We start from the raw sequence: 22999 nt of genomic DNA on the forward strand, positions 1-22999 counted from the left end.
CGCGAGAAGTGACGACTCGCGGCGGCCGAGAGATTCGCTCAGGGCGAGGCGAGCCGGTTCTTGCGAACGGTGTACCGGACCATCGCGCCTGTTCCCGTCAAGAACGCCATGGATGCCACCAGGCTGCCGCTGTCATAGGGAAACTCGACCGGCACCCCGAGAGGGCTGAAGAGGAAGACGGCGCAGGCCGTCAGCAGAGCGGCGAGAAAAAGCCCGCCGCGCGAGCGGGCCATCGCCATGGCCGCGGGGAAAGCGAGGACCAAGGGGCCGAAGAAGAAGAGCAGGCGCAGCGGATCGGCCCGTGCTTCGGCTGATGTGTACGGCCCGGTGGCTGCTTCGAACACGGTGACCGACCCCACCAGGAGAGGTACCCCCAGAGCCAGCGCGATCAGTGCCATGGTCCGGCGGGCTCCGGCTGCCGTGGGGGGCAGGTCGGGCGGGGTGGCCAGTACCAGGAGAGCGGCCAGAGCCAGGCCGATGAGCGTCGCGCGGTTCTGCTCCTGCCCTTCCGCGGTGGCGGTCCAACTGGCCAGGGGGAGGGACAGGAGAGCACTCCCCAGTGCGCCCAAGGCGGCAATCCGGGTGGCTGTCCAACGGCCGGCGAGTGCGCAGATGAGGACGACGGGCCAAGCCGCGTAGGCCAGTGGGGCGTACGCGCGCCGGCCGTCCCAGGGCAGAGGCGGAATCGCCCAGACGACCAGCAACGTCAGGGACAGGACGGATGCGACCGGAATGACCAGTGGCGCCAGCCTCGCCAGCAGCCGACCGGCGGGCTGCGCGGATCCCGTACCGGTGCGCAGGCGCAGCGCGTGGCCGAGAACGGCAGTCTGCTCAAGGATGCCCGCTCGTTGCCCTTCGTCGGCGCGTACCTGGGAGATCAGGCCGGTGATCTCGTCGCCGTACTCGCGGCGGTAGGCGGGCGGGTACAGGCGGATTGTCCAGTGCTGTTTCCGAGGCGTGCTCACGCGGTGACTCCGTCGGCTCCTGAGGGGTTGGCCGAGAGACGCCGCACCGCCTCGTCCGCCGTGGCGCGCAGCCGCTCGGCCTCATCGGCCAGAAGACCGGCACCAGCGTTGGTGAGGGCGTACGTCCGTCGCATCCGGCTGTCGACGATCTCCTCGCGCTCGACGCGGACGAGCCCCTGCTTGAGCAATCGGTCCAGCGCGCCGTACAGGGTCCCCGCCCGCATGCGAACGCGTCCGCGGGAGACCTTCTCGATCTCCTTCATCAGGGCGTAGCCGTGCCGAGGTGCGTCGGCGAGCGCGGTCAGAAGCAGGAGCGTGGGCTCCCGCAGTGGTTGCTCCGTCATGCAACTGAATATACCGCCTACCGATATATGCAAGTAGAGGGATCCTCGACGCGCTTGGCCTCGGCGGCCACATCCGCCTCGCTGCGGGCGCAGGTCGGGATGTTGCCCGGACAGTCCGTCAGGCTTGTCGCGTTCGCAGCAGCGCATGATGCGACCGGGGCCCATACAGGTGTCCGAGGCGGGCCAGGCCGTAGCGGGTCAGGAGGCGGTGGACGGTGGAGGGAACCAGATGAGCAGGTGGGCGATACGGACCAGCGCCCACCACCGCAGGACTCGTCGGACACCTCCCTCAACAGCACGACGCCCTGCCCCTCGCGGCCCCTGCTCACACGCCGCCTACAGCGCCCCCATCAGTGGCCACGCTGCCAATACGCAAGGAAAAGTGTCCCCGGAACAACCGGGGACACCTTGTGTCACGACCAGACGAGTCGGCCTTCGTCGATCTCGCAGACCGGATGGTTTCCATCGGCGATCTTCGTCAGCGTCTCCGCCACGGAGTCGAAATAGTGAGCCAGTGATTCGTACTCGCCCGTGATCGTGATCTCGCCCACGAACCACCTGCCGATACGCCCGTCCCGCGCGTCGATGAACTTTCCCGTCCAGCCGTCCTGGTCCGACAGGAACGGGATCCACTCATTGCGCCAGAACGGATTGTCCGGCTGGTCCGGAGGGTCGAATCCACCGGGCATGGAGCGGTTGGCGTAGAGCTTCGCCATCGCCCGGATGCCCAGAAAGAAGCTGCCTTCATCCGGGAAGCCGGCGAAGCCGCAACATGCCACATCGTCGTCCACGTCTTCTTCAGGAAGATCCAGATTGTTCTGCAGCAGCCACGCCCGCAGATCTCGAGGAAGGGGGATACCCATCCGTTCCTCGGCGGCAGCGAGCATCTGTTCCGTAGCGGGCCCAGGCAACTCCGCGTGTTCGGCCGGGGCATTCTGCTGAAGAAGGTTCATCACGCGGGACCAGCTCTCCAGCGCACTCATTCCCTTCCGCCTCCTCCGCACGGATGCTCCATACGACTGCGCCACTGCGGGGGTCACCACTCGAAGCGGCGATGCCGGGCGCCGTAGGCCCGAAGCGCGTCTGGACAGCCACGTTGGAGAGCGCCGACCGGCAAACCTCGCAGGGATAATACTCCGAGCAAGCCTCCTGCCCTCACGACCACCTGGCACCTTCGGCCCGAAGTGCAGGACCGGCCGCCCGGTGAGGCCGTCGAGTTGCAGACCGGACTGCCCTGATCCTGTGTTTCCCTGCCGAATTCCTCTCGGGCCACCCAGGCCAGCCGGCCAGAACCCGCATCAGCCCACACCGCATGGCGTCAATCGCCAAGGCCGTCCTCACCCCGGAGAGGCGAAGCTGAAAACGCTCCCGGATGCGTGGGGTCGGCCGCGGTCTCACCGGCACCGTCGAAGGCGCCTCGGCTTCAGATCTCCCTACAGGGCCGTGTAACCACCGTCGACGACTACAGCCGAACCCGTCATGAGGCGTGACTCGTCCGAGGCGAGAAAAACTGCCACATCAGCGACTTGCTCCGGAGTTCCCATGCCAAGGGGTTGATACTTTCGCTGCGCTTCCCTGTCCTCGAAGAATTCCTCGTCGAAGAAGCTCTCGACCATCGGAGTGCGCACCGCCCCCGGGCAGATGCAATTTGCCCGGATGTTGTCCTTGGCGAATTCGACCGCCACCGACTTCGTGAGCATCAGAACCGCGCCCTTGGTGGCCGTATACGCGGAGATTTCCGGTTCGGCAACCAGAGAATTGACCGAGCCCCAATTGACGATCGATCCTCCCCCGCTGCGCCGGAGGGCCGGCACCGCGAACTTGCATCCGTGGAAGACACCCTTGAGGTTGACGTTGATCATGCTGTCGAGCATCTCCTCCGTCGTGTCCAACAGAGGAGCCGCGCGGAGGTAGCCGGCGCAGTTGAGCATCACGTGCAGGGCACCGAATCGCTCCTCCGCCAGGGCTACCAGGGACTCCACCTCGTCCGCGCGAGCTACGTCGCAACGCTTGACGACGATCTCCCCCGCTGCGGATGTGAGCTGGGCAAGGCCGGTCTCGTTGATGTCCGCCGCCACGACGCGAGCGCCCTCGGCGGCCAGCGCGAGCGCCGTGGCCCTTCCCTGTCCGGAACCCGCTCCTGTGACGATCGCGACCTTGCCGGAAAGCCTGCCCATGGGAATCTCCTGTCCTGGGTGTGCCCGCATTCCTGGGGAGTTTCGGCCTGGAAGACCTGCGCCGGCACACTCTCGATTGAGGCTGAATAAGAAGTAAGGGACGGCCGGACGTCGGAGCCGTTTTCTACTGAGCGGTGTAGCCACCGTCGATCAGGAGGTCGGTGCCGGTGACGTAGCTGGCTTCCTCGCTGGCGAGGAAGAGGACGCCGTAGCTGACCTCTTCGGGGCGCGCGCCACGCCCCATCGGTGTGGCGGCGGCGAAAGCTCTGTTGGATTCCTCGCCCTCCTCCTCGGCCATGGGAGTCATCACCAGACCGGGAGAGACCGAGTTCACACGGATGTTGTCCTTGACGTACTCCAGTGCCGCGGCCCGGGTCATCATGCGTACGGCGCCCTTGGACGCCTGGTAGGAGAAGGAGCCGGGTGCTCCGACCGATCCGTTGATGGAACAGGTGTTGACGATGGCACCGCCGCCGCCTCGGCGCATCGCCGGAACCACGTGCTTGATGCCCAGGAAGACACCCTGCTGGTTGATCGCGGTGATCTTCGTCCAGGCCTCGACGTCTTCCTCGTCGGCGGCCTTCATCGTGCCGACGATGCCGGCGTTGTTGACCAGGATGTCGATACGGCCCCAGCGGCGTTCGGCTTCCTCGACCGTGGCGACCCAATCGGCTTCGGAGGTGACGTCGGTGTGCCGGTAGTGCACGTCGTACCCGGCGTCGCGCAACTCCTCGGCCACGGTCTCACCGGCGTCGTCGAGGACATCGGTCATGAGGACTCCGGCGCCCTCCGCGGCGAGGAGCCGGCTGTGTGCCTCGCCCTGGCCCCGGGCGGCACCGGTGACGATCGCGACCTTGCCTCGAACTCGATCCATCGTTTCCCCATATCTCCTCGCGGCCGGAGCCGCCCGTCACGGTTCTGGGCAAGATTACGGTCGCCTTTGCGCCGTTTCTGTGCCACTTCGGGACACCCCGGGCCTGTGCCAACTCAGGACAGTTCGTGATGCACCGGCCTGCGTACGTTCTCACCGCCACGGTGGTTGCCACCGGAATCCGACCGTCCCCCGTGAAGGATGTTGAGCGTCGATGGCTCTTGAGACGAAGACCGATGTACCGGACGTACCGGACAGCGATCCACATGTACGCAGGGGGCGGCGGGGCTTTCCCCTACTGCCCGGCGGGTACGGCCGCGACGCCTATCACACCGGCGCCGTGCCGACATATGCCCTTCGCGGCGCGGGATACCGGCTCTGGGACGACCAGGGGCGCGAGCTGATCGACGCGAACAACAACTTCACCACGCTCGTGCACGGCAACGCGCACCCGCAGATCGTCGAGGCCGCGACCCGGGCGATGGGCTCCGGCTCGTGCTGGGGCATTCCCAATCCCGGCGAATGGGAGCTGGCCGACCTCCTCCTACGGCGCCTGCCCGGCCTGGACCAGGTGCGGTTCACCAACTCGGGTACCGAGGCGGTGATGTCGGCCGTCCGTATCGCCCGTGAGGTGACCGGACGTGCCGGTGTGCTCATGACGCGAGGCGGTTACCACGGCTCGTCCGACGTCGCGCTGTGTGCCGGTGGCGAGCAGTCCGCACGGGGCGTTCCGGAGTCCACCGTGCGTGAGGTCTCCCTGGTCCCCCTCAACGACATCGACTTGCTCCGGCAGGTGATCGAGGAGCAGCCGCACCACCATGCGGCCATCGTCCTCGACCTGTTGCCGAACCGGGCCGGTCTGATTCCGGTGACCGCCGAGTTCCTGTCGGCAGCACGCGACCTGGCGGACCAGCACGGCATTCTCCTCGTCATCGACGAGGTGATCAGTCTGCGGCTCGGTGCGGGCGGGCTGAGTGGGGAGTACGGGATCGTGCCCGATCTGCTGACCACGGGCAAGCTCATCGGCGGTGGTTTCCCCGTCGGAGCGGTCGCGGGGCGGGAGGAGGTCATGCGCGTACTCGACCCGCGGCGCAAGGGCAGTATCCCGCACTCGGGCACTTTCTCGGGAAACCCCGTGAGCATGGCAGCCGGCGCGGAGGCGCTGCGGCTGCTCTCCTCCGACGCCGTGGCCCGGCTGAACCGGCTCGGCGACCGGGCTCGCAGTGTGGTGTCGGCGCGTATCGAGCCGCTCGGGTGGGAGGTTCGCGGCTCCGGGTCCTTGCTGCGCGTGTTCCCCGCCGGCAGGACCGGTGTCGATCGGGACACGCAGCACCGCCTGTGGTGGGCCGCCTACCACCGCGGCCTGCTGCTGTCGTCGGCCAACCTGGCCGCGCTGACGACCCCGATGACGACCGAGGTGGTGGACGATCTCGCCGACCGGCTGGCGGACGCCGTGGCCGAGGTCGCCGGAACGACCGCCTGATGAGCCGGCTCGGCATGATGACGGGACGCGCGCACCCCGTGGCGCTGTACCAGATTGGCACGATTTCCAGCGACCGCCGCGCAGCACTGTAGGCGGTATGAAGACTCACACCACGTCCCTCGTTTCCGTTCCCGACCAGCCCGCGTCCGCAGAGCTGGTCCAGCAGGTGAAGCAGGCTCACCGGTCTTTTCCCTCGGGGGTGACGGTCGTGACCGCTCAGGTCGACGGACGGCCCGTCGGACTGGTCGTCAACGCGTTCAGCAGCGTCTCGATGGCTCCTCTGCTGGTTCTGGTCTGCATCAACTCCTCCGCGCGGTCGCATGCGGCGCTCTGCACGGCTCAGCACCTGGGCATCAGCATCCTGAGCAACACCCAGTCGACGGTCGCGACCACGTTCGCCATGTCGGGCGGGGACAAGTTCCAGGGCGTCGACTGGCACGAGGGCGGGCAGGGCGCACCCCTGCTGGACGACGCTTCGGCGACGTTCGAGGTACAGGTCGTCTCACGGGTGGAGGCCGGAACTCATTCGGTGTTCTTCGGACGCATCGTCGGAGTCGAGACCAGCGACCTGCCGCCCCTCGTGTACTCGGCGGGCGACTTCTTCGACGGGGGCCGGCTGCTCGCCGTCTGAGCCCCCTCTCTCACACCACGTGTCGGCGGTTCCGTTCGGACGGACCGCCGCGAAGAGGAGAACACGATGAGACTCGTCTCTTACTGGCTGGACGACGACGGCTGGCGGGCCGGCGCGCTGCTCGACGCGGCGGTGTACGACGTGGACGTCGCACTGCTCGCGAGCGGGATGGCGGGGCTGGGCCCGCAGGCCACCACGAGAGAACTGCTGCGCCGCCATGGCCGGTCGCTCGGACAGGTCGCCGCGGCCGTACAGCGGGCGGCGGCCGAGCGGTCGTCCGCGCGCGTCGCCCCGGCCGCGGACCTCCGCCTGGGGCCGCCGGTCACCGACCCCGGGAAGGTGCTGTGCATCGGCCTGAACTACCACGACCATGTGACCGAGACCGGCAGGGCACTGCCGGCGCACCCCGATGTGTTCGCGAAGTTCGCCAGCACGCTCATCGGCCCGGCGGACGACATCCGCTGCTCACACGTCACCGGCAAACTCGACTACGAGGGTGAGCTGGCGGTCGTCATCGGCCGGGAAGGCCGCGGCGTGAAGCCGCACGAGGCCCTTGACCTGGTCGCCGGTGTCATGGTGCTCAACGACGTCACCGCCCGGGACCTGCAGTACCACGGAACGCAATGGCTGGCCGGAAAAGCGGTCGACGCCTCGACGCCCTGCGGTCCCGCGCTGGTGACACTCGACGAAGTGGGCGACGTACAGAGTCTGGGCCTCACCACACGGGTGAACGGTGTGCAGGTGCAGGGCTCCAACACCCAGCACATGATCTTTCCCGTCGCCGAGTTGATCGCCTACATCAGCCAGTTCCTGGCGCTCTCCCCTGGCGACATCATCTCGACCGGTACGCCGGAAGGCATCGGCAGCAAGCGTAATCCTCCGTCGTGGCTGAGGCCCGGAGACGTCGTCGAGGTCGACATCGAGCGCGTCGGCACGCTGCGCAGCCCCGTGCGATGACACCACCTGAGCTGCGCCTTCCGGTGCCTCAAGGTGGCACAGTCGCGCCGCCGTCGCGGGCGTGAGACTGCGAGCAGGACCACAACGATCAGACCGAATGATCGCGTACACATTGGAGAACGAGCATGGATATCGGGCTGTTCCTCGTACCGTTCCGCCTTCCGGAGACCGGCCTGCACGAGGGTTTCCAGTGGGACATGCAGGTCATCGACTGGGCCGACGAGTTCGGTCTGTCCGAAGTATGGATCGCCGAGCACAGCACCATGAGGTGGGAGCCGGTGTGCAGCCCTGAGCTGTACATCGCGGCCGCGCTGCGGCAGACGAAGCAGATCAGGTTCGGCACCGGCGCGAACGTTCCGGGCAACCACAACCCGATGGCTCTGGCTCACCGGCTGATGCAACTCGACCACATGTCGAACGGCCGCCTGATGGTCGGTCTCGGAGCGGGCGCCTACCCCACGGACCACCTGATCCACGGCAACACCGACCCCGGCGGGAAGATGGCAGAGGCCGTCGAGATCATGCGCGCCATCTGGGAGAAGAAGGGCCCGTTCCGTCACGAAGGAAAGCACTGGCAGTTCGAGATCCCCGCGTACGACGAGATCCAGCAGGGCCCGTTCATGGAGCCGCTGCAGAAGCCGCATCCGCCGCTGCTCATGGCCGGCCTCAGCCCCGCCTCCCGCACCATGACGCAGGCCGGCGAGCTCGGCTATCTGCCCATGAGCTTCAACGTGGGCCGCGAGTATCTCGCCGGCCACTGGTACCGGTACATGCAGGGCGCGGAGCGCTCCGGCTTCACCGCGAACCGCAACGAGTGGCGTGTCGCCCACAACATCCTGGTCGCCGACACCGACGAGGAGGCGATGGACCTCGCCGTGAACGGGGCCATGGGGCGGACCTACCGTGAGTGGATGCTGCCCGGCTACGCCCGTGGCGGCATGCTGCCGGCCATGGTGCCCGAGCTGAACGTCACCGACCCGGACGACGTGCCGATCGAGTACCTCGCCGAGGAGAAGTGGCTCGTCGGATCCCCCGACACCGTGATCAAGAAGCTGCGGCGGGACCTGGATGCCTCCGGCGGCTTCGGCAAGATCATCAGCTTCACCTTCGACTACCTCGACCAGCCCGAGCGCTACCGGCGCCACTTCGAACTGCTGGGTACGGAGGTCATCCCGCGAATCAAGGACATCGTGCACCCCACCGAGTCGCTGGCCGCTCTCCAACGACCCGCCGGAATCGAGGACTGACCCGCCCGGGCCACGAGCCCGGACGAGAACGAACCAAGGGGCGCCCCTGAGGAAGGCGGCGCCCCAGCGATGAAAGGAATGTCGCATGACTGCTGCTGACCACCACGACCACCAGGCATTCACCGCCGAGATCGCCGAGCGGCGCACGGGCGACCCCGTCGTCGTTCCGCATGTCGTCGGCGGCGCGGAACGCTTCGACGGCGAGCTGATCAACAGGGAGGACCCCGGCCACCCGTCCCTGACCGTCAGCGCCTGCCACGACGCGCCCGCCGAACTCGTTCAGCTCGCCGTCGCGACCAGCCGGGCGGCACAGCGGGAATGGGCGAAGGTCCCTCTGCGTACGCGGATCGAACACGTGCGACGTGCCATAGACCACGTCGCGAACGCGGCGCCGGAGTGGGCCGTGCGCGTGGCACTGGAGGTCGGCAAGTCCTATGCGGGAGCACAGGCCGAGGGTCTCGAAGTCCGTGACATCCTGCGCTACTACACCGAGTACGCGGAACGGCCGGGAGCCTTCGAGGACGAGCGGGCGGCCGATCCGGCCGGCTTCGCCAACGATTCCGTGCTGCGGCCGTACGGTGTCTTCGGCGTTATCACCCCGTTCAACTATCCGATCGTGCAAGCCGCCGGTCCCACCATCGGCGCGCTCATCGCCGGCAACGGCGTGGTCGTGAAGACCTCCCACCAAGGTCCCTGGTCCGGCCAGGCGGTGTACGAGATGTGCCAGGCGATGGACCTGCCCACCGGGCTGGTCAATATCGTCCACGGCGCGGACGAACCCGGCAAGGCGCTCGCCGCCTCCGACATCGACGGCATCTCCTTCACGGGTTCGGTCGCCGTCGGCCGGTCCATCATGAAGTCGTTCACCAACGGACCCTATGCGCGGCCGGTCATCGCCGAGATGGGCGGGAAGAATCCTGTCATCGTCACCGACACCGCCGATCTGGAGGCGGCCGCCGACGGCATCGTGTTCTCCGCCTTCGACCTGGGCGGGCAGAAGTGCAGCGCGCTCTCCCGTGTGCTGGTGACGCCCGGTGCACACGACCGGCTCGTCGAACTGGTTGCCGAGCGTACCGGCCGTGTCGTCGTGGCCGACCCCACCGACGCCGACGCGTTCGCCGGTCCCGTGGTGTCCGCCGAGGCGCTCGCGCGGTTCGAGCGAATAGTCGGGCAGGCACGTGAAGAGCACTTGACCGTGTCGGGCGGCGAGAGGCTCGACGGTGACGGCTATTTCGTTCGTCCTGCCGTCGTGTCCTCCGTACCCGCCGATCACACACTGTCGACCACCGAACACTTCCTGCCGTTCCTCACGATCAGCCAGGTACCCTCCTTCGAGGAAGCACTCAGCGCGGCCAACGCCACCCCGATGGGACTGACCGCCGGCATCTACACCGGCGACATCGACGAGGCCCGCGCGTTCCTGGACGGCATCGAGGCCGGGTGCGTCGACGTGAATGTGCCGGGGCATGCGACCACCGGCTGGTGGCCCGGTCCCCAGACGTTCGGAGGCTGGAAGGCCAGCGGCTCGACCGGCGTACAGACACTGGGCAAGTGGTACACACAACAGTTCGCCCGGCAGCAGGCACGTAAGCTGCCCGCACAACTCGAGCATCTCCTGACCTACTGAGCTCGAGAAACGCGTTCCCGCGGCGTATCGAGGAGGTCCGATGACCACACCCTTCGAGGAGACCCCCCGCGCCCACCCGGTGCGCCTGGGAGCGGTCGGCAGTGCCGAGCTGGTCTCTCTCCGCGAGCGTTTCGTCGCCGACCCCACGACGACCGATCTGAGCAGGCTGCGTCCCGTGATCGCACGATCATGGCGGCGCAGCCTGGCCTGCAACGTGCGGCCCGGCTCGAACGTCTTCACGGAGGCTGGGCAGCCACACGTCGATGATCAGCTCCTCGCCTGCGCGGAACCGGTCCTGACCGAGCTGGAACGTCTCTGCGCGGACACCCAGGGCGCCGTGTGCCTCACCGATGCCCAGGGAACCCTGGCCGTCTTCCGCGGGGACACCGCGGCCGTCCGACAGGCGGACCGAGCCTTCCCGGTCTACGGCGGACGCATGGCAGAGGACCTGATCGGCACCAACTCCGACGGCACCGCCCTGGAGGAGGGCACAGCGGTCCAGGTGTGGGGCGGCGAGCACTTCGCCGAGACACTGCAGGGAAGCTGCTGCACCTCGGTCCCGATCCGTGACCCGCTGCGCCGCTCCATCCGCGGTGTCCTCAGTCTGATGCTGCCCGAGAATCTCGCCCGCCAGATCGATCCACGGTCCATTCTGCTGATCGTCCAGGGCGCCGCGGCGGAAGTGACCAGAACGCTTGCGACCAGGCTCGCCGCTCGGGAGCAGACCCTGATGGCCGCCTATCTGCGGGAAGTGCGCAAGCGGGGCGCCGACGCCGTCGTCGCGATGGACGAGCGCACGACCATCGCGAGCCGCGGAGCACTCGCGCTCCTCGGGCAGAGCGACTACTCCGTCCTCGCAGCGTACAGCCGCGAGGCGGAGCGTCTCGAACGGACCGTGGAACGCGACCTCACGATCGGCGCCGACACGGTCCTGCGGCTTCACGCGAGCCCCATCCTTCTGGGCGGCGAGACAGCGGGCGGTACGGTGATGCGTCTGCGTCGCAAGGAGTCGGGCAGGGTTTCCTCCGCACCGGCTGTCGACCCGGCACCTCGGCGGAGCCCGTTCGACGGCATCGTCGGCGACAGTCTCGCCGTCCGACGCACGCTGGAAGCCGCGACCACGGCCTGTACGCGTCGCACGCCCGCATACATCGTCGGTGAGCCGGGCACGGGCAAGCGTCACCTCGCGCAGGTCATGGCGTCCCGGTTCGCCGAGCGCGCCGTCATCTTCAACTGCCGGCCGGGCGCCGCGGACCAGCCGCGGGGAATCGACGAGATCGACGCGGAACTCGCGGCCGGCTCCACGGTCGTCCTGCACCGGGTCGACGAGTGCGACGCCTCACTGCGCGCGAGTCTCACCGATCTGCTGGACCTGTTGGAACAACCGCGGGTCGTTCTCACCCTCGCGCGACTGGACGACGAGCTGTTGCCGCTGATCAGCAGCCTCAACGGCATCGAGGTCCAGATGCCGTCGCTTCGCATGCGCCGCGAGGACATTCCCGCCCTGGCATCCCACTTCCTCACTCTCGGCGACAGCCCGGCCACACAGGTGTCACCGCGTCTGCTGGACGCACTTGTCGCCGCGGACTGGCCGGGAAACGTCCGCCAACTGCGGAACGTCATCGAGACCGCCGCATCACACTGCCGAACGCAGGAGCTGCGCGTGGACGATCTGGCACAGGCACACCGCCGCGGCCTCGCGCGGAGCAAACTCACGCGCCTGGAGGAAGCGGAGCTCTACCAGATCCGCGAAGCGCTCGCCGAGGCCGGCGGCAACCGATTGCGCGCCGCAGCGATCCTGGGAATCGGCCGGTCCACCCTCTACCGGAAGATCGACAGCTACACCAACCGAGGATTCGAGCTGGAACTGCGGCCCCACGAATAGCCCTGGGCAGGCCGCCGGACCGCCGGCCTCCGGCACGCGGTCACCACCGACCGCTACTGCCCCAAGGTGGGACAGTCTCAGCGATGGCCGAAACTCCATGCTTGGTCGCCAACAGCGGATGCAGCGGTCTCCCCCAGGGCCCCGTCCCCGCCGGCTTTCGCCCTCCCGGCGAAGCTCTGCCTTCAGCCGAAGCCGGGCAAGCCCTCGCGCACCCGCCCGGCCAACAAGGAAGACCCCGCGCATGGACACTCACTCCTCGACCGTCCGATGTTCTTCCGCATCACCCACCACGGACGCCAAGGCCCCTTCCCCGACCGTCACGCTCAAAGGCGAGATGGGCACGTTCGGCCTGCTCTTCACCGTGCTCGCCTTCACCGCGCCGCTCGGCGTCGTCTTCGGGTTCCTGTCCGTCAACATCAGCTTCGGGATCGCCGTACCGATCGCCTTCGTCGGCGTCATGCTGCTGATGACGCTCTTCGCCCTCGGCTTCACCAGCATGAGCCGGCAGATCCCCAGGCCAGGCGCCTTCTACACCTACATAGGTGAGGGTCTGGGGCGCCCGGCGGGCCTCGGCGGCTCGTTCCTCGCCCTGTCGACCTACGGCTTCAACATCATCGCGGCGCTCGTCTTCTCGGGGATCGGCGTGAACAACCTCTTCACCAGTTTTACCGGTGGAGCGGGAGCACCATGGTGGATCTGGTCGCTGGTCATGCTCGGCGCCGTGTGGACCCTGAGCTACTTCAACGTGGAACTCTCGGCCAAGGTCCTTTCGGTGCTGCTGGCGGTCGAAGTGTGCGCCATCCTCATCTTCGACATCGTCATGATCACGAACGGCGGCCCGGAAGGCCATTCCCTCACACCCTGGAACCCCGTCCACCTGGTCACGCCCTCGATCGGGGTCCTGCTCCTGTTCAGCATCGGAGTCTTCAACGGCTTCGAGGCCACCGCGATCTACCGGGACGAAGTGCGCGATCCGAGCGTCACCATCCCTCGCGCCACGTACTTGACGATCATCTTCCTCGGCGTCTTCTACGCGATCTCGTCCTACTCGCTGATCCTTTCCTCGGGAGCCTCCCGAGCCGTCGCGGACGCGGCAGCCGGCCCGGCCGAGATGATGCCGCACGCCCTGCTCACCTACATCGGCGCCTTCGCGAACCAGGTGATCGCCGTTCTCCTGGTGACCAGCATGTTCGCCTCGACCCTCTCCCTGCAGAACATCCTGTCCCGCTACACCCACTCGCTCAGCGTTGACGGCGTCTTCCCGGGACGGCTGGCCGCCGTCCACCGGCGGCACGGATCACCCCACGTCGCGGCCGTCACCGTGGGCGCCGCACTTCTTGTGATCATGGTCGGCCTGATCGCCTCGGGCATCCCCGAATCCGAGTTGTACGGCGCGACGTCCGGTGTGGCGTTCTACGGAATGCTGCTCCTGCTGTTCCTCACCTGTGTCGCCGTCATCGTCTACTTCCGGCGCCACAGGAAGGGCGTCTCCCGGTGGAAGACCTTCGTCGCTCCCGCCATCTCCGCACTGGCCATCGGCTTCGCCCTGCTGACGGCGTCGCTGAACATGGACCTGCTCATCGTCGCGCCTAGCGCGGTCGTAGCCGCTCTCCTCGCTATCGGCTACCTCATGGTCGCCGTCGGCGTGATCACGGCTCTGGTCCTGAAACGACGCGGGTCACCGACGTACGAGCGCATCGGGCGACGCGCGGGTTAGAGACGCGTCTCAGCAGGAGGACGGGTGCGACTTGCGCTCCCTCGACCTTGTCGCACCCAGTGCCTCACTTTGACACATTCGCCCACGTCCGTCCGCTCTAGGCTCACGGGTGATCCTGGCTCCCAGCACCACACCTTAAGAGCGCAAAGGAAACGTCCGATGACGAAAACTCCCACCCCCGGCTGCATTTTGGTGGCGCCTCACCAGTTCCCCCACCTGGACCGGGAACAGGCACTGGCCAAGGAGTTCGGCCTCGACCTCGTCGCCGCAACCGACCAGTCCTCCTTCAGCTCAGCGATGCCGGATGCCCGGATCGTCATGGTCACCCCCTATGCGAAGGTCACCGCAGATGACTTCGCCTCCCTGCACGCCTGCAGGGCCGTCGTGCGCTACGGCATGGGCTACGACAACATCGACGTCACGGCAGCCGCCGCGGCCGACATCCCGGTCTCCATCGTTCCGGACGCATCGACGGACGAAGTGGCATCCCACGCCTTTGCCTTGGGCCTGGCGCTGAGCAGGCGTCTGCCTCAAGGGCACGCGGCGATCCGCGACGGTGGCTGGGCCGGCCGCATCGCCTACGACGCGCCCAAGCTGACCGACCTCGTCATCGGCATCGTCGGGCTGGGCCGGATCGGCCGGATCGTGGCCGAGTCCTGGTCTGCCGTGGGCGCTCAGGTGCACGCCTACGACCCTTACACCTCCCTCCCGGACATACCCGCGGCAGACCTCACCCGGGTACTGGAAGAGTCGGACGTGGTCTCCCTTCACCTCCCCCTCACCGACGAGACGCATCACCTGGTGTCCAGCGACGTTCTGCGCCGCATGCGGCCCGGCGCCGCGGTGGTCAACGTGTCGCGGGGCGGTCTGGTCGATGAGCAGGCGCTCGCCGACGCGCTGCACTCGGGTCATCTCTCGGGCGCGGCCCTCGATGTCTTCGCGCATGAGCCGCTCCCGGCGGACCATGCCCTTCGGGACGCCCCCCACCTCATCCTCACCCCACACATCGCCTGGCGTTCGACGACATCGCTCGGCGCCCTTCAGGACGGCGCCGTCTCCCGTGCGCGGCGTGCCCTCACCGGAGAACCCCTCATCGACCTCGTCTGACCGAAGGCCCGCATCAGAACAGGAGAAGGATGTGATCTACCAGGCCCCCCACAAGGATGCCGACGAGGCGACGGTCGTGACCGGCGTCGTCAGGGTCGGCGACCGGCGAGGACGCGGACTGGGCTTCCCCACTGCCAACATCCACGAGGCCGGCACGGTGTGCCGGGACGGCGTATACGCGGCCACGGTCGCCCTGGAGCCGGACGAGGTGACATTTGCAGCGGTCGTTTCGGTGGGCCACCGCCCGACGTACTACGGCCCTGAAGGAACGCGCCTGCTGGAAGCTCATCTGCTGGGATTCAGAGGCGACCTCTACGGCCGCAGCGTACGCGTGACGCTGCGGCACCGAATACGGCCACAACGCCGATTCGACACCTCGCCCGCTCTCGTCCGTCAACTACAGCAGGACGTCAACGAGACCGCGAGGTGGGCGGCTCTGAACAACCTCGACCACCTGGTCACCGAACCTCCCAGGACCGAGAGGAGCAAGGGCCGCTGGGGAGCAGACCAACGCCATCTCCCGCGCGACAGGTGCCGCCCGACGCTACGAGCACTCGAACGGACCGAAGCCATCGCCGAGGCCGCGCGCCACGTACCCGCCGACGCCGACCCGCACCACTGGGTCGCCGCACGGACGGGATACCCCGTAGCTGACATCGCGTGGCGCCTCGCTCAATTCAGAACTCCGTAGCCCGGCCGGGCCGCCCCCTGTGCAGCGGTGGGAGTGGGGAGAGGCGGTTCCGGAAGCCACGGCGGTCGGCGTCCGAGGGTCGCCTTCCCGGATCTGGCCGAGCCAGGCGCGTACGGCGTGGGGAAGCGCCAGGAGACCGGGCAAGAAGATGCCGGCCCCTCGTACGCAGACGGTGACGTCGGTCAGCCGATGTGTCGGCTTTCCGCGTCGGGGCGTGCGGTGATGGGGTCGTGGGGCGGTGCAGGGGAATCTTGGTGGAGCTGTGGGTCGATTTGTTGGGACCAACCCCGCTCGCGGGCGCTCACAGGCTTGTCCTCGACACGGATCACAAGCGCAGGAGGACATGATGTCGCTGACCCTCGGCACCTACCGGCTGCTGGGCCGCTCAGGGCTTCGGGTCTCACCGCTGGCGCTGGGCGCGGCGACCTTCGGCACCGATGGGGGCTGGGGAGCCGGGCAGGACGAAGCGCGCAAGCTGTTCGACCTCTACATCGAGCGCGGCGGCAACTTCATCGACACCACCAGCACCTGCACCAACGGCAGCTCCGAGCGCCTGCTGGGCGAATTCACCCGCGACAACCGTGAAAGCCTGGTGCCGGCAACGAAATACACGACGCTGCGCCGACCCGGCGACCCGAATTCCGGAGGCTCTCACCGCAAGAGTCTGTTCGCCTCGGCGGAAGCCGGCCTGCGACAGCTGAATACGGACTACATCGATCTGCTCCACCTGCACGTGTGGGACTTCACGACACCGGTCGAGGAGATCCTGCGCGGCATGGACGATCTGGTCCGGCAGGGCAAGATCCTTTACTTGGCGATCTCCAACGCCCAGGCCTGGCAGGTGTCGCGCATGCAGACGATCGCCGATCTGCGCGGCTGGTCGCCGCTGGGGGTGATCCCGTATTCACCCCTGACCGGCGGGGTGCTCACCGGCAAGTACAGCCGCGACGAACGTCGCGTCCGGCGACGGCACCCGCAAGAGCTTCAACCTTGCCTTGGGCACACTCACCGAACGTAACCTTGCCCTTGCTCATGTCGTGAAGGAGGTCGCCACGGAGCTGGGCCGCACACCCGCTCAGGTCGGGCCGGCCTGGGCCTTGCAGAACCCGGGCGTGACGGCATCGATCATCGGCGCCCGTACCCCCGCGCGGCTGGAGGACAACCTGGGCGCCCTGGAGGTCGGCTTCACCCCCGCCCAGCCGGCCCGCCTGGGCGAGTCCAGCGCGATCGGACCCGGATTCCCGCACGACATGCTCGCCGGTGACCACATCCGCAAGGTGACCGCAGGCGACCTGAGGATAGGACCAGGCGAAACGCCGGTTCGAAAGGGTCGGCGGCATCTGTGGGCCTCCCCCGGCTCCGCGCTTCCGGGGTGAATAGCTCCACTTTGCGGCTACTTGTCCGCCTCTTTGGGCGGGATTACGCTGATTTATGAAGGTGTACTGCGCGCACGGTCCCGCGAGGAATCGGCCGCTGGACGAAGAGCCGAAAGGACGGCGAGCCAGGATGAGCGGAGGAAACAAGGCAGTCGCATACATCAAGCCGGGTGAGGTGGAGATAAGGACCACCGATTACCCCACGCTCGAACTTCAGGACGGGCCAGGTGTGGCCAAGGAGAACGTGGGCCGCGTATGCCGGCACGGGGTCATCCTCAAGGTGCTCGCCAGCAATATCTGCGGGAGCGATCAGCACATGGTGCGTGGCCGTACGACGGCTCCCGAGGGCCTGGTTCTGGGGCACGAGATCACCGGAGAGGTCATCGAACGCGGACCTGACGTCGAGTTCATCGACGTCGGCGACGTGGTGTCGGTGCCCTTCAACATCGCGTGCGGCCGGTGCCGCAACTGCAAGGAGCGCAACACGGGCATCTGTCTGAACGTCAACCCCGCCCGCCCCGGGGCGGCATACGGATATGTCGACATGGGTGGTTGGGTCGGCGGCCAGGCGCAGTACGTGATGGTGCCGTACGCGGACTTCAATCTGCTCCGCTTCCCCGACCGGGACGCGGCTCGCGAGAAGCTCCTCGACCTCACGATGCTGTCCGACATCTTCCCGACGGGCTTCCACGGCGCGGTGACCGCGGGCACGGAGGTCGGCTCCACGGTGTACGTGGCGGGGGCGGGACCCGTGGGTCTGGCGGCCGCGGCCTCGGCGCAGCTGCTCGGCTCCGCCGTCGTCATCGTCGGCGACCTCAACGCCGAACGGCTCGCCCAGGCCCGCAGCTTCGGCTGTGAGACCGTCGATCTCACCCAGGGCTCGATGGAGGACCAGATCACCGAGATTCTCGGCGAGCCCGAGGTGGACGCGGCGATCGACGCGGTCGGCTTCGAAGCCCGCGCCCACGGCCGCGACTCCGAGGAGGCTCCCGCGACCGTCCTCAACTCCCTGATGGGCACGGTCAGGGCGGGCGGCGCGCTCGGTATTCCGGGGCTCTACGTCACGGAGGACCCGGGCGGCATCGACCAGGACGCCAGGACCGGCACGCTGAAGGTACGGCTGGGCCTCGGCTGGGCGAAGAGCCATCGGTTCACCACGGGACAGTGCCCGGTGATGCGGTACCACCGGGGTCTGGCCAAGGCGATCCTGCACGACCGCGTCCACATCGCCAAGGCGGTCAACGCCACGGTGATCCCGCTGGAGGACGCGCCGCGCGGCTACACGGAGTTCGACCACGGGGCGAGCCGGAAGTACGTGCTCAACCCGCATGGCGCGCTGGACCACGCCAAGGCGGCCTGAGCACGTCAAGGCGGCCTGACCGTGAAGGCGGCCTGACCTGCACCGGATCACGCGGGCGCGGGGGTCCGCGTGTTCCGCGTGTCCCGGTGCAGGGCTTGGCCCAGAAAGGCGCGCATCGCGCCCGCCACCGTGTCCAGGTGGCTTTCGAGGAGGAAGTGCCCGCCGCCCGGCACCAGTTGGATCCGGGCCTCCGGCAGGTCCCTGGCGAAGGCCCGGGCCCCGTCCGGGCCGAAGATCTCGTCCCCCTCGCCCCAGATGGCCAGCAGCGGCACCCGCGTGGCGCGGAAGTACGCGTGGACTTCGGGATAGAGGGGCAGGTTGGTGGCGTAGTCGCGGAAGAGGTCGAGCTGGATCCGGTCGAGGCCGGGGCGGGAGATCTCCCGGTGATCAGCGGCCCAGGTGTCCGGGTCGACCAGTTCCGGTTCGGCGACCCCGTTCAGATACTGCCACCGGATGGCTTCCTCGCTCAGGGCCCCGCGCACGGCGGCTTCCGTCGACGGGCCCGGCGACTGCGCGTACGCCCAGACGGGAGCCCAGAAGTCGGGGACGAATCCGTCGTCGTAGGCATTGCCGTTCTGCGTGACGATCGCGGTGACGGCGTGGGGGTGGCGCAGCGCGAGCCGCCACCCGATGGGGGCGCCGTAATCCTGCACGTAGAGCGCGTACCGCTCCAGTCGCAGGTGGGCGAGCAGCCCTTCGGTCACATCGGCCAGAGCGTCGAAACCGTAGGCGAACTCGTCGGCGGGCGGCGTGGCGGAGTGCCCGAACCCCAGGTGGTCGGGGGCGATGACATGGAACCGGTCGGCCAGCGCGGGAATCAGGTGCCGGAACATCCGGGAGCTGGTCGGAAATCCGTGCAGCAGGACGACGGCGGGCGCGTCGGCGGGGCCGGCTTCCCGGTAGAACACGCGGTGCCCGAGCACGGAGGCGTAGCGGTGTCGCACCTCAGTCATGAGTAACCCCTTACATGCGCGTATGCGGTTAGGTTCTCTCCAGGTTGACTCGCGAGCCTGTAACCTGTCAAGCGCGTCAAGATGGTTATGGGTGGTACGAGTGAAGGTGAGGCGGGATGTTCAGCGAGGAAGTGCTGCTCGAAGCGCTGAACAGCACACCCATGGCGGACGGAGTCCCGCGTGACCTGTGGCGGGACGACCCCGCGCTGAGCCGGTGGGCGGTACAGCGTGGTGGTGACGGCGGCCCCGGAGAGCGGGAGTGGCTCAGGAAGACCCGCGACGCGCTGCAGAGGGTGGTGCGCGGTGAGAGCGGGCCGGAGATCCTGACCGCGTTCCTCGCGGGCGCGCGCAAGGTGCCCCGGTTGAGCGGGGACGGCCTGGACTGGATCCTGGAGGTCGAGGCGGACCGGCGGCCGGCCGTCGAACTGATCCTCGCCTGGGACCGTGTCCGGAACGAACTGCCCGGCCGGCTCCGCCCGTGTGCGAACAGCGACTGCCGATTGTTTCTAGTGGACCACAGCCGTGCCAACACCGCGCGGTGGTGCTCGATGAGAACCTGCGGCAACCGGCTCAAGGCCCGTCGGCATCACGAGCGGCAACGTCATCAGGCCGCCGGGAGGACGGAGCCGGGTCGCCCTCACTGAACCGGGCGCGCTCACTGGTCCGGGCGCTCTGACCGGTCCAGTCGCGCTCACTGAGCAGGGCGCGCTCACTGAGCCGGGCGGAACGGGTTCGGAAGGGCTCGGGCGGGACCCGCCGTCGGTGATACTGGGTCCGTCATGCCCGAACGGACCGCCACCCATCGCTTCTCCGTGGCCGTGAGCGCCGTATGCGCCGCCGCCGTCACGGTGTTGAGCTGTGCGCTGGCGGCGGGGCTGCATCACGCGACCGCCGGGACGGCGGTCTCGCCGGCCGGTCTGGCGCAGGCGGCGGCCCTGCTGTTCTGCGGTGCGTTCCTGTCCTTCCGGTTCGGATCGCTCCGGACCGGGCCGGCCGTGCTGGCGGTGGCGCAGGCCGTACTGCCCGGCTGGCTCACGGCGACCGAGGCGGGTCCGGTCGTGCCGGGCGGGCATCAGGCGCTGCCGCCCGCCTGGCACCACAATCTCGCGGCGATGGCCGCCCTCAACCTGGCGGCCGCCCTGCTCTGCGCGTGGCTGCTGCGCGACGCGGGCGCCATGCCGTCCCGGGTCGTCCGGGCCTGCGCGGCCCCCGCCCGGCAGTGGGTGGCGAGGGTCGGCGTACTCCTTCGGGTGCGGCCCGCGCGGCACGAGGAGCCCGGTCGGCCGTGGCACCGCGTCCGGACGCCGGACGCGCTCGTTCCGCAGACCGCGCACGTGGCCCTGCGCCACCAGTTGGTGCCCTGCGGGCCGTAGCACGGCAACGCGATTCCACCCCTGCGCCACCCGCCCGCCGAGGCCGTGGCGTCCTTCGTCGTTGTCTGTTGCCGTTGTTTGTTGCCCGAGGGATGTGTTCCTGTGTTCCCGTACGTCACCGGCTACCGCGCGGTGGTCACCCCCGATGTCCATGTTCCGGCCGACTCCGACCCGGAGAACGCGCTCGTCACCTTCCTGTCGTCCGCCCAGAACCTGCTACTGATCGTCATAGTCGTGCTGGCTGTGGCACTGCTCGCGGGAACCCAGTGGGCGGACCGGCGACGGCGCTCCCGGGAGGCCGGCGGATCCGCGGGGACCCCCGCGAACCCGCCGGAGCCTCCGCGGCGTTGAGCGCTCAGCCGCCGGCCGCCCCGGTGAGCCGGTCCCTGATGCGTATGTCCTGCTCCACGGTGACCTGGTCGAGTTCGCTGGTACGCACGGACAGCTTCATGGTCCAGGTTCCGGCCAGCGGCAGGCGCAGGCTGTCCGTCCACCAGTAACCCTGCCGGTCGACCAGTTTCGCGTCGAGCGGGCCGATGCGTTCGGCGCGGTGGGTGAGCGTGAGCCGTAGTTCGGGGACCGCGGCGATGCCGCCGTCGGCCGCGAAGACCAGGGCCTCCACCACGTTCTCGCCGGGCCGCCCCGGATCGAAGGTGAGCTGGACCTTGCCGGTCCCGTTCGGCGTCCCGACGTCGAACGGGACCGTGGCCACGACCACCGGGGGCTCCTGGAGAAGGGCGGCCCCGGCCGTCGTCTCCACGGCCGCGCGGCTGGGCGGGGTGCCGGTGAGCACCGTGGTGATCGCCAGGACGACCGCGCCGAGAACCGCCTCGGCCACCACCGAGCGGCGCAGTGCGCGCCGGTGGGGGCCGGGCGGAGCGGAGGGCCGGGGTGCCGCGCCGTCCGTCGCCGGGGCCCCGGAGGTCCCTTTGCCGTCCGTTGCCGGGGCCTCGGACGCCTCCTTGCCGTCCGTGGCCGGCGGGCCCCCGGTCCACCGGCGGGAGTACGCCGCCGCGACCAGCAGGGCGAGTACGGCGACCACCTTGACGACGAGGGTCCTGCCGTACTCGGTGGAGGTGAGTGCCTGCCAGGAGCCGACCTGCCGCCAGGACTGGTAGACGCCGGTGACGACCAGTACGGCCACCGCGGTGAAGGCCAGCCGGGAGAAACGGGCGACCGCCGCCGCCGGGACGGGCGCGTCCGCCGGTGCGCGCCACAGGGCGGCGGCCAGCGCCACCAGCCCGCCCAGCCAGACGGCCATCGCGAGCAGATGCAGCACCGCGACGGGGATCGCCAGCGGGACCTGCGGACCGGCGGACGCGTGCTCGGCCGCCGCCCAGGTGACCGTGAGGGCCAGTGTGAGCACTCCCCCGGCCACGCGGAGCCGGGGGCCGACGATCGGCGCGGAGTCCGCCGTACGGAACCGGCGCCCGAGCAGCGCGAGGAGGACCCCCACCACCGCGAGGAGGAGGAGCCGCGCCCCCAGGGCCATTCCGGCCCGGCCGGTGAGGGTGCTGCCCAGCAGTTCGGGGTCGAGAGCCGTGCCCGCTCCGCCGCCCGTCTCGTACGGCCCGCGCAGCGCCAGCAGCACGGCGGTCGAGGCCAGCAGCGCCGCCCACCCGGCGACCAGGAGCCTGCGCAGCGACCGCAGGGCCGTGCCCGCGGGCCAGCAGTGGAGGAGGAACACCGCGACGCCGAGGAGCAGGGCGAAGCCGCCGTACGCGACGTAGCGGAAGCCGTCGTAGACCCTGGTCACAGCGGTGTCGTCGGGGGATTCCGCGGGCAACTCGGCGAGTGTCGCGGAGGGTTCGCCGACGGAGAAGACGAACGCGCCGGAGATCGGGTGGCCGTCCGCCGAGATGACCCGCCAGGACACCGTGTAGGTGCCCTCGGGCAGCTTCCCGCGCAGCCCGACCCGGATGGCGTCCGCCTTTCCGGCCACGTGCTCCGCCGGCTTCGGGTTCACCCGCTCGTTCGTCGGGGACAGCACCCGCACGGAGCCCTCGGCGAGGCGTACCGACTCGGTGAAGGTCAGGGTGACCCGCTCGGGCGCGGCGTCGAGGACCGCGGCGTCCTCAGGGTCCGACCCGCTCAGGGCGGCGTGCGCGGCAGCGGGTCCGGCCCCGGCGAGGAGGAGCGCGAGTACGGCGCCGACCAGCGCCAGGACGGTCAGCGGCCGCCTCACCCGGTGTGTCGGCGTACGCATGGACGGGCCTCCTCCGGCGCGCTCTGAGC

General features: G+C 68.8%; 20 protein-coding genes and 1 pseudogene. 14 read left to right on the forward strand and 7 right to left on the reverse strand.

Annotated elements, in window-relative coordinates; translation table 11 throughout:
- Positions 1–38: 38 nt before the first annotated feature.
- The 5 genes from ACFXKG_RS24665 to ACFXKG_RS24685 form a co-directional block, all read right to left on the reverse strand.
- A complete protein-coding gene (locus tag ACFXKG_RS24665) occupies positions 39–965 on the reverse strand; it encodes a hypothetical protein (protein WP_384842997.1) in 927 nt (308 codons plus the stop codon).
- On the reverse strand, positions 962–1309 hold the full coding sequence (locus ACFXKG_RS24670) for a PadR family transcriptional regulator (protein WP_384842999.1): 348 nt from the start codon (positions 1307–1309) through the stop codon (positions 962–964). The genes ACFXKG_RS24665 and ACFXKG_RS24670 overlap by 4 nt, the downstream gene beginning before the upstream one ends.
- 413 nt (positions 1310–1722) lie before the next feature.
- The gene (locus tag ACFXKG_RS24675; RefSeq protein ID WP_384843002.1) at positions 1723–2292 is read right to left on the reverse strand and encodes an SMI1/KNR4 family protein; all 570 of its coding nucleotides are present in this window, start codon (positions 2290–2292) and stop codon (positions 1723–1725) included.
- Positions 2293–2742: 450 nt separating this feature from the next.
- Positions 2743–3486 (reverse strand): SDR family NAD(P)-dependent oxidoreductase, encoded by a 744-nt coding sequence (locus ACFXKG_RS24680; protein WP_384843005.1) that lies wholly within the window; start codon positions 3484–3486, stop codon positions 2743–2745.
- 124 nt (positions 3487–3610) lie between these two features.
- Complete coding sequence (locus tag ACFXKG_RS24685; protein ID WP_384843008.1) at positions 3611–4360, reverse strand: SDR family NAD(P)-dependent oxidoreductase; 750 nt, start codon at positions 4358–4360, stop codon at positions 3611–3613.
- Positions 4361–4571: 211 nt separating this feature from the next.
- Between ACFXKG_RS24685 and ACFXKG_RS24690 the strand changes: the two genes are divergently transcribed.
- The 11 genes and pseudogenes from ACFXKG_RS24690 to fdhA all read left to right on the forward strand — a co-directional run bounded on the left by ACFXKG_RS24690 (position 4572) and on the right by fdhA (position 18438).
- Positions 4572–5840: an aspartate aminotransferase family protein gene (locus tag ACFXKG_RS24690; RefSeq protein ID WP_384843011.1), complete on the forward strand. Its 1269-nt coding sequence runs from the start codon at positions 4572–4574 to the stop codon at positions 5838–5840.
- Between the two features lie 97 nt (positions 5841–5937).
- Positions 5938–6471 carry a flavin reductase family protein gene (locus ACFXKG_RS24695; RefSeq protein ID WP_384843014.1) on the forward strand — a complete coding sequence of 178 codons (534 nt, stop codon included), beginning with the start codon at positions 5938–5940 and terminating at the stop codon, positions 6469–6471.
- Positions 6472–6537: 66 nt separating this feature from the next.
- On the forward strand, positions 6538–7428 hold the full coding sequence (locus tag ACFXKG_RS24700) for a fumarylacetoacetate hydrolase family protein (protein WP_384843017.1): 891 nt from the start codon (positions 6538–6540) through the stop codon (positions 7426–7428).
- A 125-nt stretch (positions 7429–7553) separates the two neighbouring features.
- Positions 7554–8675, forward strand: coding sequence for an LLM class flavin-dependent oxidoreductase (locus ACFXKG_RS24705; protein ID WP_384843020.1), 1122 nt, complete (start codon positions 7554–7556; stop codon positions 8673–8675).
- A gap of 85 nt (positions 8676–8760) precedes the next feature.
- On the forward strand, positions 8761–10302 hold the full coding sequence (locus ACFXKG_RS24710) for an aldehyde dehydrogenase family protein (RefSeq protein ID WP_384843023.1): 1542 nt from the start codon (positions 8761–8763) through the stop codon (positions 10300–10302).
- A 40-nt stretch (positions 10303–10342) separates the two neighbouring features.
- Positions 10343–12187 carry a sigma-54-dependent Fis family transcriptional regulator gene (locus tag ACFXKG_RS24715; protein WP_384843026.1) on the forward strand — a complete coding sequence of 615 codons (1845 nt, stop codon included), beginning with the start codon at positions 10343–10345 and terminating at the stop codon, positions 12185–12187.
- 241 nt (positions 12188–12428) lie between these two features.
- Positions 12429–13904: an APC family permease gene (locus tag ACFXKG_RS24720; RefSeq protein ID WP_384843029.1), complete on the forward strand. Its 1476-nt coding sequence runs from the start codon at positions 12429–12431 to the stop codon at positions 13902–13904.
- A 159-nt stretch (positions 13905–14063) separates the two neighbouring features.
- The gene (locus tag ACFXKG_RS24725) at positions 14064–15011 is read left to right on the forward strand and encodes a C-terminal binding protein (protein WP_384843033.1); all 948 of its coding nucleotides are present in this window, start codon (positions 14064–14066) and stop codon (positions 15009–15011) included.
- Positions 15012–15042: 31 nt separating this feature from the next.
- Positions 15043–15702, forward strand: a complete 660-nt coding sequence (locus ACFXKG_RS24730) for a riboflavin kinase (RefSeq protein ID WP_384843036.1) — start codon at positions 15043–15045, stop codon at positions 15700–15702.
- 346 nt (positions 15703–16048) lie between these two features.
- Positions 16049–17003 (forward strand): annotated as a pseudogene (locus ACFXKG_RS24735) (aldo/keto reductase); the annotation flags it as partial.
- Between the two features lie 205 nt (positions 17004–17208).
- Complete coding sequence (gene fdhA, locus ACFXKG_RS24740; protein ID WP_384843039.1) at positions 17209–18438, forward strand: formaldehyde dehydrogenase, glutathione-independent; 1230 nt, start codon at positions 17209–17211, stop codon at positions 18436–18438.
- 47 nt (positions 18439–18485) lie between these two features.
- On the opposite strand, the gene ACFXKG_RS24745 is transcribed toward fdhA, so the two are convergent.
- On the reverse strand, positions 18486–19391 hold the full coding sequence (locus ACFXKG_RS24745; protein WP_384843042.1) for an alpha/beta fold hydrolase: 906 nt from the start codon (positions 19389–19391) through the stop codon (positions 18486–18488).
- A gap of 116 nt (positions 19392–19507) precedes the next feature.
- On the opposite strand from ACFXKG_RS24745, the gene ACFXKG_RS24750 reads away from it, so the two are divergent.
- From ACFXKG_RS24750 to ACFXKG_RS24760, 3 genes are all read left to right on the forward strand, one after another.
- On the forward strand, positions 19508–20035 hold the full coding sequence (locus tag ACFXKG_RS24750; protein WP_384843045.1) for a CGNR zinc finger domain-containing protein: 528 nt from the start codon (positions 19508–19510) through the stop codon (positions 20033–20035).
- Positions 20036–20170: 135 nt separating this feature from the next.
- Positions 20171–20764 (forward strand): hypothetical protein, encoded by a 594-nt coding sequence (locus ACFXKG_RS24755; protein WP_384843049.1) that lies wholly within the window; start codon positions 20171–20173, stop codon positions 20762–20764.
- A gap of 102 nt (positions 20765–20866) precedes the next feature.
- A complete protein-coding gene (locus ACFXKG_RS24760; protein WP_384843052.1) occupies positions 20867–21115 on the forward strand; it encodes a hypothetical protein in 249 nt (82 codons plus the stop codon).
- Between the two features lie 4 nt (positions 21116–21119).
- Here the strand turns inward: ACFXKG_RS24760 and ACFXKG_RS24765 are convergent, their stop codons facing one another.
- Positions 21120–22970: a copper resistance CopC/CopD family protein gene (locus ACFXKG_RS24765; protein WP_384843055.1), complete on the reverse strand. Its 1851-nt coding sequence runs from the start codon at positions 22968–22970 to the stop codon at positions 21120–21122.
- Positions 22971–22999: the final 29 nt, after the last annotated feature.

Source organism: Streptomyces sp. NPDC059255, assembly GCF_042752355.1.
Taxonomy (GTDB): Bacteria; Actinomycetota; Actinomycetes; order Streptomycetales; family Streptomycetaceae; genus Streptomyces.